The 14,039-nt window shown below is 72.0% G+C and carries 14 protein-coding genes; 7 read left to right on the top strand and 7 right to left on the bottom strand.

All coding sequences use genetic code 11. The features are described 5' to 3' along the window. Positions 1–42 precede the first annotated feature (42 nt). From D8M34_RS19780 to D8M34_RS11710, 4 genes are all read right to left on the bottom strand, one after another. Positions 43–2,910 carry a helix-turn-helix transcriptional regulator gene (locus tag D8M34_RS19780; RefSeq protein ID WP_161973067.1) on the bottom strand — a complete coding sequence of 956 codons (2,868 nt, stop codon included), beginning with the start codon at positions 2,908–2,910 and terminating at the stop codon, positions 43–45. A 65-nt stretch (positions 2,911–2,975) separates the two neighbouring features. Beyond that, positions 2,976–3,197, bottom strand: a complete 222-nt coding sequence (locus tag D8M34_RS11700) for a hypothetical protein (protein ID WP_025104030.1) — start codon at positions 3,195–3,197, stop codon at positions 2,976–2,978. A 131-nt stretch (positions 3,198–3,328) separates the two neighbouring features. Further along, positions 3,329–4,417: a DUF998 domain-containing protein gene (locus D8M34_RS11705; RefSeq protein WP_238695647.1), complete on the bottom strand. Its 1,089-nt coding sequence runs from the start codon at positions 4,415–4,417 to the stop codon at positions 3,329–3,331. Between the two features lie 95 nt (positions 4,418–4,512). Next, positions 4,513–4,968 carry an SRPBCC family protein gene (locus D8M34_RS11710; protein ID WP_105949107.1) on the bottom strand — a complete coding sequence of 152 codons (456 nt, stop codon included), beginning with the start codon at positions 4,966–4,968 and terminating at the stop codon, positions 4,513–4,515. A 101-nt stretch (positions 4,969–5,069) separates the two neighbouring features. Between D8M34_RS11710 and D8M34_RS11715 the strand changes: the two genes are divergently transcribed. The 7 genes from D8M34_RS11715 (at position 5,070) to D8M34_RS11745 (ending at position 11,827) form a co-directional block, all read left to right on the top strand. Beyond that, entirely contained in the window at positions 5,070–6,107 is a 1,038-nt protein-coding gene (locus D8M34_RS11715; protein ID WP_126894080.1) for an FUSC family protein, read from the top strand. Between the two features lie 106 nt (positions 6,108–6,213). Next, positions 6,214–6,873: a DNA alkylation repair protein gene (locus D8M34_RS11720; protein ID WP_126894081.1), complete on the top strand. Its 660-nt coding sequence runs from the start codon at positions 6,214–6,216 to the stop codon at positions 6,871–6,873. Between the two features lie 13 nt (positions 6,874–6,886). Beyond that, entirely contained in the window at positions 6,887–7,600 is a 714-nt protein-coding gene (gene deoD, locus D8M34_RS11725; RefSeq protein ID WP_126894082.1) for a purine-nucleoside phosphorylase, read from the top strand. 110 nt (positions 7,601–7,710) lie between these two features. Beyond that, positions 7,711–8,082 (top strand): hypothetical protein, encoded by a 372-nt coding sequence (locus D8M34_RS11730; RefSeq protein ID WP_025104036.1) that lies wholly within the window; start codon positions 7,711–7,713, stop codon positions 8,080–8,082. Between the two features lie 68 nt (positions 8,083–8,150). Beyond that, a complete protein-coding gene (locus D8M34_RS11735; RefSeq protein ID WP_126894083.1) occupies positions 8,151–8,714 on the top strand; it encodes a GTP-binding protein in 564 nt (187 codons plus the stop codon). Then, the gene (locus D8M34_RS11740; RefSeq protein ID WP_126894084.1) at positions 8,711–9,211 is read left to right on the top strand and encodes a hypothetical protein; all 501 of its coding nucleotides are present in this window, start codon (positions 8,711–8,713) and stop codon (positions 9,209–9,211) included. The genes D8M34_RS11735 and D8M34_RS11740 overlap by 4 nt, the downstream gene beginning before the upstream one ends. A gap of 24 nt (positions 9,212–9,235) precedes the next feature. Further along, complete coding sequence (locus tag D8M34_RS11745; RefSeq protein ID WP_126894085.1) at positions 9,236–11,827, top strand: DEAD/DEAH box helicase; 2,592 nt, start codon at positions 9,236–9,238, stop codon at positions 11,825–11,827. 15 nt (positions 11,828–11,842) lie between these two features. Here D8M34_RS11745 and D8M34_RS11750 read toward each other — a convergent pair whose 3' ends face one another. The 3 genes from D8M34_RS11750 to D8M34_RS11760 form a co-directional block, all read right to left on the bottom strand. Further along, complete coding sequence (locus D8M34_RS11750; protein WP_126894086.1) at positions 11,843–12,232, bottom strand: VOC family protein; 390 nt, start codon at positions 12,230–12,232, stop codon at positions 11,843–11,845. Positions 12,233–12,275: 43 nt separating this feature from the next. Beyond that, complete coding sequence (locus tag D8M34_RS11755) at positions 12,276–13,226, bottom strand: D-alanine--D-alanine ligase family protein (RefSeq protein ID WP_126894087.1); 951 nt, start codon at positions 13,224–13,226, stop codon at positions 12,276–12,278. Continuing rightward, positions 13,223–14,039: alanine racemase (locus tag D8M34_RS11760; protein WP_126894088.1), on the bottom strand; the 817-nt coding region annotated here is incomplete at its 5' end. The genes D8M34_RS11755 and D8M34_RS11760, both read right to left, overlap by 4 nt.

Below are 14,039 nucleotides of genomic sequence, written 5' to 3' on the forward strand. Positions count from 1 at the left end.
ACGCGGCCTGCATCATGCCGATGATCCGACATGCATGCTCGGTCACGCTACCACGGCGGACTGACGGGACTCCCCCTCTTCGGCCGTGCGATGGGCGAGCGCCGCCTCGGTGCGCGTGCTCACGCCGAGCTTCCGCAGCACCGCCGAGACGTGGACGCTGACGGTCTTCACGCTGATGAACAGGCGCTCCCCGATCTGGCGGTTGCTCAGCCCCTCCGCGATGAGGGCGAGCACCTGCCGCTCCCTGGCCGTCAGCTGCTCCGCGGCGGCGGCCTCGCGGGGCCCGGTCGGACGCAGCCCTGCCGCCTCGCCGAACCCCGCCAGAGCCTTCTGCAGCGGCACATGACCGAGCTCCTCCGCGGTCGTCGTCGCCGCGGCGAGCAGGGCAGCCGCCTCGGCGCGCTCTCCGTCGGCGACGTGCAGCCGGGCTCGCTCGAGCCGCAGCACCACACGGAAGGTGACCGGCACGTCGTCGCCGTCCGCGCACCGCAGCGCCTCGTCGACCGCGGCCGGACTCGGGTCGAGCAGGGCGTGCAGCACCGTCGACCACGCGTCGTCCTGCAGCTCCGGCGGCTGCGCCTCCCAGGCCGTCCGCACTGCCGCGACCGCCGCATCGACGTCGGCGCCGCCCGCACGCAGCGCCGTCACGAGGGCGCCCGCCTCCAGGAGCAGCCGCCGCTGATGCAGCAACGCCGGCCGGTCGTCCTCCAGCATCTCCCCGATCACGTCGAGCGCCCCGCAGAGGTCGCCCTGACTCTCGGCGACGGCGACCTGCATCGTGATCCGGTCGTACCAGATCTGCCGCTCCGAGACTCCGGTCTCCTCGAACGCCGGCAGCCACTCCTGCAGGGTCTCCGCAGCCTCCGCGGCCCGGCCCCGCCAGGCGAGCACCCGCACCCTGGTCATGCTCACGTACATCCGGAAGACCCGCAGCGTGCCCTGCAGGAAGTCCCGGGCCAGCATGTCCTCGACCTGGTCGATCTCGCCGAGTTCGAGCAACGGCACGATCATGTTCTGCGCCATGATCGAACCCGAGGTGCGCTCGACGCGGAGCTCACGAGCCCGGCGCAGACCCTCCTCGGCGACGGCGACGGCCTCCCGGTAGCGGCCCAGCAGCGTCAGCAGGTCGGAGTAGTTGACGCGGTAGCGCATCTCGGCCGTCGATCCGGCGGCGAGGTCGCGCGCGCGCTCGTACTCGCGCACACCCTCCGCGACCCGGCCGAGATGGGCCAGCGACCCGCCGCGGACGTTCGCGGCGATCGAGAGCTGATCCGTCGTCGCGGCGCCCGCGGCCCGACGCTCGGCCTCGTCGGCGAGCCGGATCGCCTCCTCCCGATCGCCCGCGATAATGCGACGGCTCGCCAGCTGGTTCAGCAGCTCCGCGCGGAACGCCTCGTCGTCGACGCGCTCCGCGAGCGCGAGCGCCTCCTGGAGGAGCGGGATGGCCCCGAGGCGTCCGAGATTGACGAGATACAGCGCCTTGTTGCGGAGCAGGCGCGCGTGCAGCCGCGGGTCGACCGTCGCCGGGTCGACCTCGCTCAGCGCGACATTGGCGACCGCCAGCGCCCGCTCGCCGTCACCGGCGTTGCGGAGGACCGACCCGAGCACGTGGAGCAGGTCGAGACGTGCGAATCCCGTCGCCTGCTCCGCGTCCGGCACGAGTGGCCAGAGTTCGAGGACGAGCTCCCCGAACCGCGCCGCACTGGCGAAGGCGTACTGGGCCTTGGCCTGCCGCATGGCGTCGGCGGCGGACGCGATGGCGCGACGATCGTCCTGCGCGAGCTGCCAGTGGTGGGCCAGGGCCGCCGCGTCGCCGCCGCCGTCCTCGTCCAGCACCTCGGCGTAGGCGCGGTGCAGACGCGCGCGCTCTCCGGGCAGCAGATCGTCGTGCACGGCTTCGCGCAGCAGCGCGTGCCGGAACCGGTAGTCGTCTTCGCCGACGACGATGATGCCGCTGCGCACGGCCTCGCGGACGGCGTCGTCGACCCGATCCTCCGGAAGCTCGACGAGACGCAGCAGCAGCGGATCCGTGAGCGGCCGCTCGGCGCCGGACAGGACCTGCACCACGCGGCGCGCATCGTCTCCGAGACGGTCGAACCGGGCGAGCAGGAGGTCGCGCAGGCTCTCCGGCAGGGGCCCCTGGGCGCACCCGGCGATCTCCTCCACGAAGAAGGGGACGCCCTCCGCCCTGACCTGCAGCCGCTCCAGCGCCGTCGCGGTCGGCGCGCGTCCCGTGATCTGCGCGACGAGCTCGCCGACGGCATGGTCGTCGAGACGCGGCACCGTCATCCGTTCGAGCAGTCGTGCCCGCGTGGCCTCGCCGATGAACCGGCTCACCGCGTCGCCTCGGCGCACGTCGTCGGTGCGGCAGGTGATGAGCAGCAGCAGGCGGCCGCGGTCGAGCGTGCGCAGGAGGAAGGAGAGGATCGCCAGGGTCGAGTCGTCGGCCCAGTGCAGGTCTTCGACGACGATGACCTGCGGCGCCAGCTCCGTGGCGGCCTCGATGAGGGAGGCGATCGCGTCGCGCAGGCGTTCGGGACTGGTGCGGTCGCGGGCGGCGGGGGCGTCGACGAGCTCGGGCAGCAACATGCCGAGCGCCTCGACGCCCACGCCGACCGCCTCACGCATGCGCTCGGCTCCCAGCCGCTCCACGAGCGAGCGGAGGATGCCCGCGAGGGGCCCGAACGGCGCACGCGAGGCGCCGAGGTCGAGGCACCAGCCGACGTGCACGTCTGCCGCGCTCGCGATCTCGGTGCCGAACTCCCGCACCAGCCGGGTCTTGCCGATCCCGGCCTCGCCCTCGACGAGCAGCGCGGCGGGCACGCCCTGGCGTACGCCGTCGAACAGGCGGCGCATCCCGGCGATCTCGGCGTCACGCCCGACCATCGCGGCGGAGGGGGCTGGGGCCATGGACCCATCGTGCCACTCCCCCCGGACATCCGGAGAGCCGGGGAACGACAGCACGACGCCGTCCGTCATCGGGCGACGATCGGATCGCACGCTCCCGCGTGGGACGCCCGCGGCACCGGCGTTCCCCGGCGTGCGAGGCGGCGCAGGAGCCGACGCAGCGGACCCGCCGGACGCGGCACGATCTGATCCGCGTGCTCCAGGAGCATCCGGCGCCGGGCGACCGCGCGTTCGATCTGCTCCTGCTCGAAGACGGTGACCTGATGGCTGAGATACGGGTGGTCGAACATGATGTCTCCTCGACGGTTCGGTGTATCCCTACACTCCGCTCTGAGGTGCCCCCTCCACATCGGACGGATGCCCTATCTTCCGCGCCCCCTCCGCCTCCCTTCCTTATGCTGACGCAGGCCCTCACGCCGCATCAGGCTCCTGGCGCGCGAACCCGCCTGAGCTCGCGCGACTGCCTGCCCTGCCAGAGCGAGGGCCGCGCGGACGGACGGGTCCCCTCCGGCACGACGATCGCGAGCACCCGCACGAGCGTCGTCATCCACAGCAGCCCGAGCCCGACGACGACCGCCTCCACCGCGGTCACCGGGAAGAAGCCGAGCGGCCACCACAGCAGCACGGCCGCGACCACGAGCACCCCCACCGCGACGGAGGTCACCACGAGGGCCAGGGGTCGGCCCGGGACGGTCAGCGTCGTCGCAGCGGCAGCCCCGAGGAAGAGGAGCAGCGCCGCGACGGCCGCGATGTCGTGCGGAACGGGGGCCCGGTACAGCGGCAGGAGCCCGACGGCGGCGAGCGCTAGTCCGGCCGCGGCCCACAGCACGACCACGGTCGCGATCCGGGACAGCGCGTCGTCGCCGAGCAGCCGGTGCAGGTCGCGCCCGATGTACGCGCCGACGGTGGCGACCAGCAGCCCGGCCACGACCAGGGTGCCGTTGAACGCCCAGCCCACCCCGAGCTGCGAGAAGTTCTCCTCCCACCACCGCGGGTCGACGGCGGTCACCATCGCGAACAGCGTGCCGATCACGAGGAACCCGAACAGGAGTCCGGCGAGGTCGGCCGTCCGGAGACCGATTCCGGCGCCGAACGCGAGCCGTCCGCCGACCGCGGCCGCGACCCCCGTGAGCAGCCCGCCGCCGATCGCTCCGAGCGCGAGACCCCGCAGGCCCGCCGCGAGCACCTCCGCGGTGAGCAGCACGCCCATCGCCGTCACGGCCCCGAAAGCCACGGTGAGCGCGGCGGCGGAGAGCCGTGACACCGCCCGCTGCCAGCGCGGCATCCCCGCGGCCTCCTCCCGACGGTGCAGGAGCGTGCTGAGGACGAAGGCCAGAGCCGCGATGCCGCCGGCGACTCCCGCGGCGGGCACCGCGAGGCCTCCCTCACCGGTCAGCGGCCGCGGCGGACCGGCGAGGAGCAGGGCCCCGGCGAGGGCTCCCCCGACGAAGCAGACCACGGTCGCGAGTACGGCCCGCCCCTCGCCGCGCAGACGCTCCCTCGTGTCCATGCGCCCATGCAAGCACGCCCGTCCGACGTCCGCAGCCCCGCACGCGACGAGGCCCGGGGCCGCAGACAGCGGTCCCGGGCCTCGACGCAGAGGTGTCAGGCGTCCACGTCACCGCGCCAGGCGCCGGTCTCGACGCCACGGCCCTCGATGAACTCCTTGAAGTTCTTCAGATCCTTCTTCACCGCATGGGATCCCGCGCCGACCAGCGCACCGACCTTCTCCAGCAGCCCCTCCGGCGCCCAGTCGAGCTGGACGGTCACCCGCGTGGTGTCGTCGTCGAGCTTGTGGAACGTCACGACGCCCGCGTGCTCGGTCTCGCCGCCGACGCTGTTCCACGCGACGCGCTCATCCGGGTGCTGCTCGGTGATCTCGGCGTCGAACTCACGCTCCGCGCCCCCCACGTTCACCTTCCAGTGCGTGTGGGTCTCGTCGATCTGCGTGATGGAGACGACCTCGTCGAGGAACTTCGGGAAGCTCTCGAACTGCGTCCACTGGTTGTACGCCGTGCGGACGGGAACGTCGACGTCGATGGTCTCGATGATCTGCACCATGGGGATGCTCCTCACTTGTTCGTCGTTCGTGTGCCTCCATTCAGCCTGCTGGGCGCGAGAAGGGCGATGGGGTTGACATCGGCGCGACTACCGTGGAGGTCATGCGCATCCCCGCCGCGATCCGCGCCTCCCAGCGCTCCCCCCTGCTGCAGGTGGTGAAGTCGGCCGCGGCGACCATCGCCGCGTGGCTGATCGCGGGCTGGGTCTTCCCCGGGCAGCTGCCGGTGTTCGCCGCGATCGCCGCGCTCCTGGTCGTGCAGCCCAGCGTCAACCAGTCGCTGTCGAAGGCGCTCGAGCGCAGCATCGGCGTGATCGTCGGGGTCGTCATCGCGGTCGGGCTCGGCCTGCTCCTCGGCTCGCCGAGCTGGATCGTGCTGCTGGCGATCGTCGTCGCGATGCTCGTGGCGTGGACCTTCCGGGCGTCCCCCGGCACCGGCAACCAGGTCGCGATCTCGGCGATGCTCGTACTGGCGCTGGGGTCGTCGAGTCCGGAGTACGCGGTCGCCCGGATCGTGGAGACCCTGATCGGGGTGGTGATCGGCATCGTCGTGAACGCGCTGATCGTGCCCCCGGTTCTCGTCGAGCCGGCGCGGCGGAACGTGGGGCTGCTCGGGCGGGAGCTCGCCGCGAGCCTCGACCGCCTGGCGGACGCCCTGCCCGCCCCGCAGACGCCGGCGCGGCTCCAGGAGCTCATGGTCGAGGTGCGGCTGCTGCGGCCCATGAAGGATGCCGCCGCCGCCGCGATCGCCGCCGGGGAGGAGTCGCTCACGCTGAACCCGCGGCGTTCGACCCATCGTGCCGACCTGCAGGAGCTGAAGGCGCTGCTCGACCGGCTCTCGCCCATCGTCACGCAGACCATCGGCATGACCCGCGCCTACTTCGACCACTACGACGACCGGCTCGGCGAGGAGCCCGCGGTGGCCGCGATCGCCGAACAGCTCCGCCGCGCCGGACACGACGTGCGCCTCGCGGTGCAGACCACGGCGCCCTCCGCGGAGCCCGAGCCGCTGACCTCCGCGATCCCCGCTCTGACGGCTCCGCTCGTGATCCGTCCGCCCTCCTCGCAGCACTGGATCCTCATCGGCTCCCTCATGGAAGACCTCCGTCGCATCCGCGGCGAGCTCCTCGACGAGGACTGACCTCCCGTCGACGCACCCCCTTTCGCGCCTCCCGGCCCCCTAAGTGCGTCCGCAGGGGGCCGGGACGCACCGAAAGGGGTCGGTCGACGGGGGTTACCCTGGCGGGATGACAGTGGAGGAGGCGCTGGCGGAGCTCGCGGCGCTGGAAGACCCGAAGCAGCGCGCGGCGAACGAGAAGCGCGGCGACGACCACGGCATCAACCTGAGCCGGATGCGCGCCCTCGCGAAGCGCATCAAGACCGATCAGGCCCTCGCGCGGGAGCTCTGGGCGACGGGCGAGACGTCCGCCCGGCTGCTGGCCCTGCTCGTGTGCCGCCCGGCCGACTTCACCGCCGACGAGCTCGACGCGATGCTGCGCGAGACCCGTCCGCCCAAGGTCAACGACTGGTTCGTGAACTACGTGCTCAAGAAGTCGCCCCTCGCCGAGGAGTTGCGCGGGCGCTGGTTCGACGACGCCGATCCCACCGTCGCCGCCGCCGCGTGGTCGCTCACGACGGTCCGGGTGACGAAGGACGCCGACGGCCTCGACCTGTCGCACCTCCTCGACCTCATCGAGCGCGACCTGCAGCAGGCCCCACCACGCCTGCAGTGGGCGATGAACGAGACCCTCGCGAACATCGGCATCTTCCATCCGGACCTGCGGGCACGGGCCATCGACATCGGCGAGCGGCTCCAGGTCCTGGCCGACTACCCCACGGCCCCGGGCTGCACCTCGCCGTTCGCACCCCTCTGGATCGGGGAGATCGTCCGCCGTCGCGAGGGCTGAGTACGCTGAGCGGATGAGCACCCACATCGCCGCGGAACCCGGTCAGATCGCCCCCATCGTGCTGTTCCCCGGCGACCCGCTGCGGGCGAGGTGGATCGCCGAGACCTTCCTCGACGACGCCGAGCTGTACTCCGAGACGCGCGGGATGCTGGGCTTCACCGGCACCTGGGAGGGGCATCGGGTCTCCGTCCAGGGCTCGGGGATGGGGCAGCCGTCGATGGCGATCTACGCGACGGAGCTGTTCACCCAGTACGACGTGCAGACGATCGTCCGGGTGGGGTCGTGCGGCGCGCTGACCGAGAAGCTCGCGGTGCGCGACATCATCATCGCCAACGGCGCGAGCACCGACTCCGGGATCAACCGCGTGCGCTTCCACGGCCTCGACTACGCTCCCCTCGCCGACTTCGCCCTGCTGCGCGCCGCGGTGGAGGCGAGTGAGACGGAGCCCCTGTCGTCCACGGTGCACGTGGGGCAGCTGTTCTCGAGCGATCAGTTCTACAGCACGCGGCCGGAGCTCACCGCGCCCTTCGTGCAGCACGGCATCCTCGGCGTCGAGATGGAGGCGGCGGGCCTCTACACGCTCGCCGCGTTCCACGGACGCCGCGCGCTCGCGATCTGCACGGTCAGCGACCACATCATCACCGGCGAGGAGACCACGGCCCAGGAGCGCGAGCAGACGTTCGGGGACATGGTGCGCATCGCCCTCCGCGCGGCGACCTCGGTCTGAGACTGGCCTCCTCGTCGAGTAACGTTATACACTTCACAGGTCGCGCGGCGCCGGGGACGACCGCACAGGGCGGTCGCTGCTGCGCGCGACGAAGACGACTGGGGAGAACCATGGCCACGCAAGATCAGCTCAACGCGCTGCTCGCGGACATCGAACGCGACATCAACGGATTCATCGGGGCGTCGATCGTCGACCTCGAATCGGGACTGCCGCTCGCCTCGAGCTCCGTGCGCCCGGACTTCGACCTCGAGGTCGCGAGCGCGTTCAACAGCGAGATCGTGAAGAACAAGAAGCGCACGATCGACGCCCTCGGCATCGAGGGTGAGCTCGAGGACATGCTGCTGACGCTGAACACGCAGCTGCACCTGCTCAAGATGCTCGACGACGACCTGTTCATCTACCTGGCCGCCGATCGCCAGGCCACGAACCTCGCCCTGCTGCGCTCCTCGGTGAACCGCCGGGTCGCCGCCCTCGGCGCGTGATCCATGGGGCCGTGGGGAGCGGCCTCGGGAGAGGGCGACAGCGGAAGAGCGGTCCCGCGGAGCGGACGATGAGGCGCCCGCGTCGGCGACGGACCGACCTGCCTCAGCGGTACCGCGTGATCTTCGCCGGTCCGGTGGGCGCGGGCAAGACGACCGCGGTCCGCGCCCTGAGCGATGTCCCGCCGGTGGACACCGACGTGCCGATGTCGCTCGCGAGCGGCGACGGGAAGACGACGACGACCGTCGGCCTCGACTACGGGACGTGGCGGCCCACGCCCGAGGTCTCCATCGCGCTCGTCGGCATCCCGGGGCAGGAGCGCTTCGCGTCCGCCCGGCAGCGGGTCTCGATGCCGGGCACTCGGGTGCTGCTCTGGCTGCGCGCGGACCACGACACCCTCGCAGCCGACGCCGAGGAGTGGCTGGACGTGTTCTCCGGAGACGAGCATCGGATCGTGATCGCCGTCAGCCACGCGGCAGGGCACGCGATCGGCGACATCCGCCACGATCTCGCCCCCGTGCTCGCTCGACACGGCATCCCCGTCTCCCGCGTCCTCGCGGCCGACGCGCGCGACCGCGACAGCGTGATGCGCGTCGCCGGTGCCGCTCTCGATCTTCCGGAGGAGAAGCCATGACCGGACCCGCCGGGCGGCAGGACGCCGCCGCGACGCCCGATCCGTCCCGCATGCACCCCGACGTCGCCGGCAACTGGGCGCTGTGGTCGCGGATCGTCGGCCCGTCGGCCCAGACCCGTCTGCAGCAGTTGGAGGAGCGCTTCCCGGAGCTGACGTCCGCGGTCCTCGGGACCGCGGACGGCCTCCACATCGCCTCGCTCGGCGTCGACCCCGACGGCGGCGAGCAGCTCGCGGCGATGAACGGCTCCCTGTTCGGGGTCGCGCGGGCCGAGGCCGAGATCATCGCGGGAGGAACGGAGCCGACGCTGTCGGCCATCGTGTCGCTGTCCATCGGCGAGAACCAGATGGCACTGCTGAGCTTCATCCTCGCGCCGTACGGCCAGCTCCTGCTCTCGGTGTCGGCCTCCTCGTCGCAGCTCGGCACCGTGATCGTGCACGCGCGCTCCACGGCGTACGAGCTGCTCACCGCGCTCGGGGTCACGGGATCGGCGACATGACGCAGATGGGATGATCGAAGCACCATGAATCCCACGCCGCGGCTCGAACCCTCTCTCGTTCCCGACGCGGCGGACCCCGATGCGGTCTACCTGGCGTTCGTGGAGTGGGCGGAGTCGACCGGCATCCGCCTGTACCCCGCGCAGGACGAGGCGCTCATCGAGATCGTCTCCGGTGCGAACGTCATCCTATCCACGCCGACCGGCACCGGGAAGTCGCTCGTCGCGGTCGGCGCCCACTTCGCGGCGATGGTCCGCGGGCACCGGAGCTACTACACGGCACCGATCAAGGCCCTCGTGAGCGAGAAGTTCTTCGCGCTGGCGGAGGTGTTCGGCGCCGAGAATGTAGGCATGGTCACGGGAGACTCCGCCGTGAACGCCGATGCCCCCATCATCTGCTGCACCGCGGAGATCCTCGCCAACCTGGCCCTGCGCCAGGGCGATGCCGCCGACGTCGGCCTCGTCGTCATGGACGAGTTCCACTTCTACGGCGACCCGGACCGCGGGTGGGCCTGGCAGGTGCCGCTCCTTGAGCTCCCGCAGGCGCAGTTCGTGCTGATGTCGGCCACCCTCGGCGACGTCACCACCCTCGCCGCCGACCTCACGCGCCGCACCGGACGCGAGACCGCCTCGGTCACGGGGGTCGAGCGCCCGGTCCCCCTGCACTTCTTCTACGAGACGACGCCCATCCACGAGACGATCGACGACCTGCTCAACACCGGGCAGGCACCGATCTACATCGTGCACTTCTCACAGGCGGCCGCCATGGAGCGGGCCCAGGCCCTGTCGAGCACGAAGGTCGCCACGCGTGAGCAGCGCGACGAGATCGCCGCCCTCATCGGCGGCTTCCGCTTCACGACAGCGTTCGGCAAGACGCTCTCGCGCTTCCTCCGGGCCGGCATCGGCGTGCACCACGCCGGCATGCTGCCGAAGTACCGCCGGCTCGTGGAGCAGCTCGCCCAGCGCGGTCTCCTTCGGGTCATCTGCGGCACCGACACGCTCGGCGTGGGCATCAACGTCCCGATCCGGACCGTGCTGCTCACCGCGCTGACGAAGTTCGACGGCACGCGGATGCGGCAGCTCAACGCGCGGGAGTTCCATCAGATCGCGGGCCGGGCCGGACGCGCGGGCTACGACACCGCGGGCACCGTCGTCGCCCAGGCCCCGGAGCACGAGACCGAGAACCTCGCCGCGATCCGCAAGGCCGGCGACGACCCGAAGAAGAAGCGGAAGATCATCCGCAAGAAGGCCCCCGACGGCTTCGTGTCGTGGGGCGAGCCGTCGTTCCGGAAGCTCATCGACGCGACGCCGGAGACGCTGACCTCGCACATGCAGATCACCAGCGCGATGCTGCTCAACGTCATCGCCCGGGGCGGGGATGTGTTCGGGAACGTCCGCCGGCTCGTCTTCGACAACCACGAGCCGCGCACCCGGCAGCGCGCGCTCGCCCTCCGCGCCCTCGCGATCTTCCGCACGCTCCGGGAATCGGGCGTCGTGGAGACGTTCGATACGGGCGTGCCCGGAGCGCCGAAGGGCGTCCGGCTCACGGTCGACCTGCAGCCCAACTTCGCGCTCAACCAGCCGCTCTCGCCGTTCGCCCTCGCGGCGTTCGACCTGCTGGACCCTTCGACAGGCTCAGGGACCCAGGCTTCGACAAGCTCAGGGACCCAGGAGGGCTCGGGGGACCAGGGGGTGGGGACGGGGTCGTACGCGCTGGACATGATCTCGATCGTGGAGGCGACGCTCGACGATCCGCGCGCCGTGCTCAGCCAGCAGGAGTTCCTCGCGCGGGGCGAGGCGGTCGCCGCGATGAAGCGCGAGGGCATCGAGTACGACGAGCGCATGGAGCTCCTCGAGGCGATCACCTACCCGAAGCCCCTGGAGGAGCTCCTCGACGCGGCCTTCGAGACCTTCAGCGCGGCGCAGCCGTGGATCCGGGACTTCGCGCTGCACCCGAAGTCCGTCGTCCGCGACATGTACGAGCGGGCCATGTCGTTCGGCGAGTACGTCGCGTTCTACAAGATCGCCCGCTCCGAGGGCGTCGTGCTGCGGTACCTGTCGGACGCGTATCGCGCCGCCTCCCAGACGATCCCCGAGGAGCGGAAGGACGAGGACCTCCACGACCTCATCGCCTGGCTCGGCGAGCTCGTGCGCCAGATCGACTCCAGCCTGCTCGACGAATGGAGCGAGCTGACCGCCGGGACCGCGGCCCGCGGCGAGACCGACGAGCCGATCGTCCCGCCCGCGCCCAAGCGCCTCACGAGCAACACCCGCGCCTTCCGCACGCTCGTCCGCAACGAGCTCTTCCGGCGGGTGCAGCTCGCCGCCCGGGAGGACGTGGACGCCCTGGCCGAGCTCGACCCGACGTTCGGTGCCGCCGCCTGGTCCGACGCGCTGGACGCGTACTTCGCCGAGCACGACGACATCGGCACCGGACCGGACGCCCGCAGCTCCCGCATGCTGCTGCTCACCGAGGGTCCGACCGCGTGGACGGCGCGGCAGATCATCGACGACCCGGCCGGCGACCATGACTGGGGCATCAGCGCCACCGTCGATCTCGCCGCGTCGGACGAGGCCGGCGAGGCGGTCGTCACGGTGACGGCGGTCGACCGGCTGTGAGCGAGGCGGGCCCCGTCAGGCCTGCATGACGGCGAGCACGTTGCCCGCCGGGTCGCGGAACCACGCGATGTCCGGTCCCTGCCCGTTCCCGCGGACGATACCGCGAGAGTCCGACGGGAACTCGTCGTCGCCGTAGATCTTGGTCTGCACCCCGCGCTCGTTGAGCTCCTCGACGGCGGCATCGACGTCCGCCACGGGGAAGTTCAGGATGGTGAAGCTCGCCGGGGTGTGGTTCGGCTTCGCGTAGACGAGGACCGGCCCGCCGCGGGGCAGACGCAGGTCGAGGAACCCCATCGCGTTGACCTCGACGTCGAGCCCGAGGGTCGTGCCGTAGAACTCTCTCGCCGCGTCGATGTCGTCGACGCTGAAACCGCTGAACGCGTTCTCCGCTGTGAAGGCTGCCATGTCCCCAGCATCCGCCTCCGCAGGCGCCCTGTCGACCCCCCTCTCACACGGCCGCGCGCACGAGCCGGCCCACGAGGTCGACGTAGTCCACCCCGGCCGCCGCGAACATCCGCGGCACCTGGGAGGCGGCGGTCAGCCCCGGCATCGTGTTGACCTCGTTGAGCACCGGCCCCTCGTCCGTGAGGAAGAAGTCCATGCGGGCGACTCCGTCGCACCCCAGGGCGTCGAACATCGCGATCGCGGCGCGTTTGAGCGCCGTCGTGGCGGCCGCATCGAGCTGCGCGGGAACCGTGAACCGGGCCGTGCCGTCGTACTTCGTCGCGGTGTCGAAGAGCCCGGGCGCGTGGATCTCCAGGGGCGGGGCGGCCCACCGCACCCCGCCCTTCTCCCGCAGCACGGCGACGTCGATCTCCCGCGCGTGCACGACCTCCTCGACCAGGATCCGCCGGTCGAAGCGCGCCGCCCCCCGCAGCGCCGTGAGCAGGTCGCCCTCCTCCGTCACCAGGCTCACGCCGTGGCTCGAGCCGGCCGTGACCGGCTTGACCACGACGGCGCCCTCGAACTCCACGTCGCCGATGTCCTCCGCGGCGACGAGCCGCCCTCGGGCGGTGCGCAGCCCGACCGCCTGGGCCACGAGCTTCGTGGCCCACTTGTCCATGCCGATCGCGCCCGCCCCCAGCGCGGAGCCGACGACCGGCACCCCGGCGAGCGCACACAGCGCCGCGAGGGCGCCGTCCTCCCCCAGCGCACCGTGCACCGCGGGGAACACGACGTCGCTCGCCGCGAGCAGCGGCAGGGCCTGCTGCAACGACGACGCCGGACTCACGCCAGGCGGGATGCCGTCGGCCCGCCACACGCCGTCGCGGTCGATCGTCACGGTCGTGACGGCGTGTCCCCCCAACCGCAGCGCCGCGGCGACCGCGGCCGCCGAGGCGAGCGACACCTCGTGCTCGGGATTCTGTCCCCCTCCGATGACCAGGACCTTCATCGTCATGCCACGCTCCTCTTCACCCGCGGGCCGATGCCCGTGACGATGGTGTGCGGGATGGTGCCCGCCCACCTCGCCCACTCCTGCACCGACGGCACCGCGCCGCCGTCCGGCCCGAACACCGTCGCGACCGCTCCTCGGGGGAACGCCCTCCCCCCGGTGTCGACGACGATCTGATCCATCGACACCCGGCCGACGATCGGGTGCCGTTCCCCTCCGATCTCCACCCCCGCGCCCGGCGCGATCTCCCGCGGGACCCCGTCGGCGTATCCGACGCCGACCACGCTCAGGTGCGTGGCCACCGCCGTCGTGTGCGTCCCGCCATAGCCCACGACGGTGCCGGCCGGCACCGCGGCGCTGTGCACGACGGGTGCGGTGAAACGCGAAGCCCCGATCAGCGACACCGTCTCGGACGGGTCGATCCCCACGAGGGCGGCCCCCACCCGCACCATGTCGAAGTGCGTCGCGGGATCGGTCAGGGCGCCCGAGGTCGCCGCGAGATGCACGAGCAGCGGTCCGAAGCCGGCACGCAGGACCGCGTCCCGCCCCTGGCGCATCCGCAGCACCGCGGCCGCGTTCGCCCGCGGATCCGCGGCATCGGCGCGGGGGAGGTGCCCCATCACCCCGACGACCTCGATCCGGCCGCGGGCCGCGCGCGCCGTGCGCAGCAGCGCATCCCAGTCCTCCACGGGGCACCCTCCCCGCGCCATCCCGGTGTCGAGATGCAGATGCACACGCACCGAAGCGACGGCATCGGCCGCGAGCTGACGCAGCTCGTCGACGGAGCCCACGGCCACGTCGACCCCGGCGGCGGCCGCG

This window comes from Microbacterium sp. HSID17254, from assembly GCF_003989315.1.
Lineage (GTDB): Bacteria > Actinomycetota > Actinomycetes > Actinomycetales > Microbacteriaceae > Microbacterium.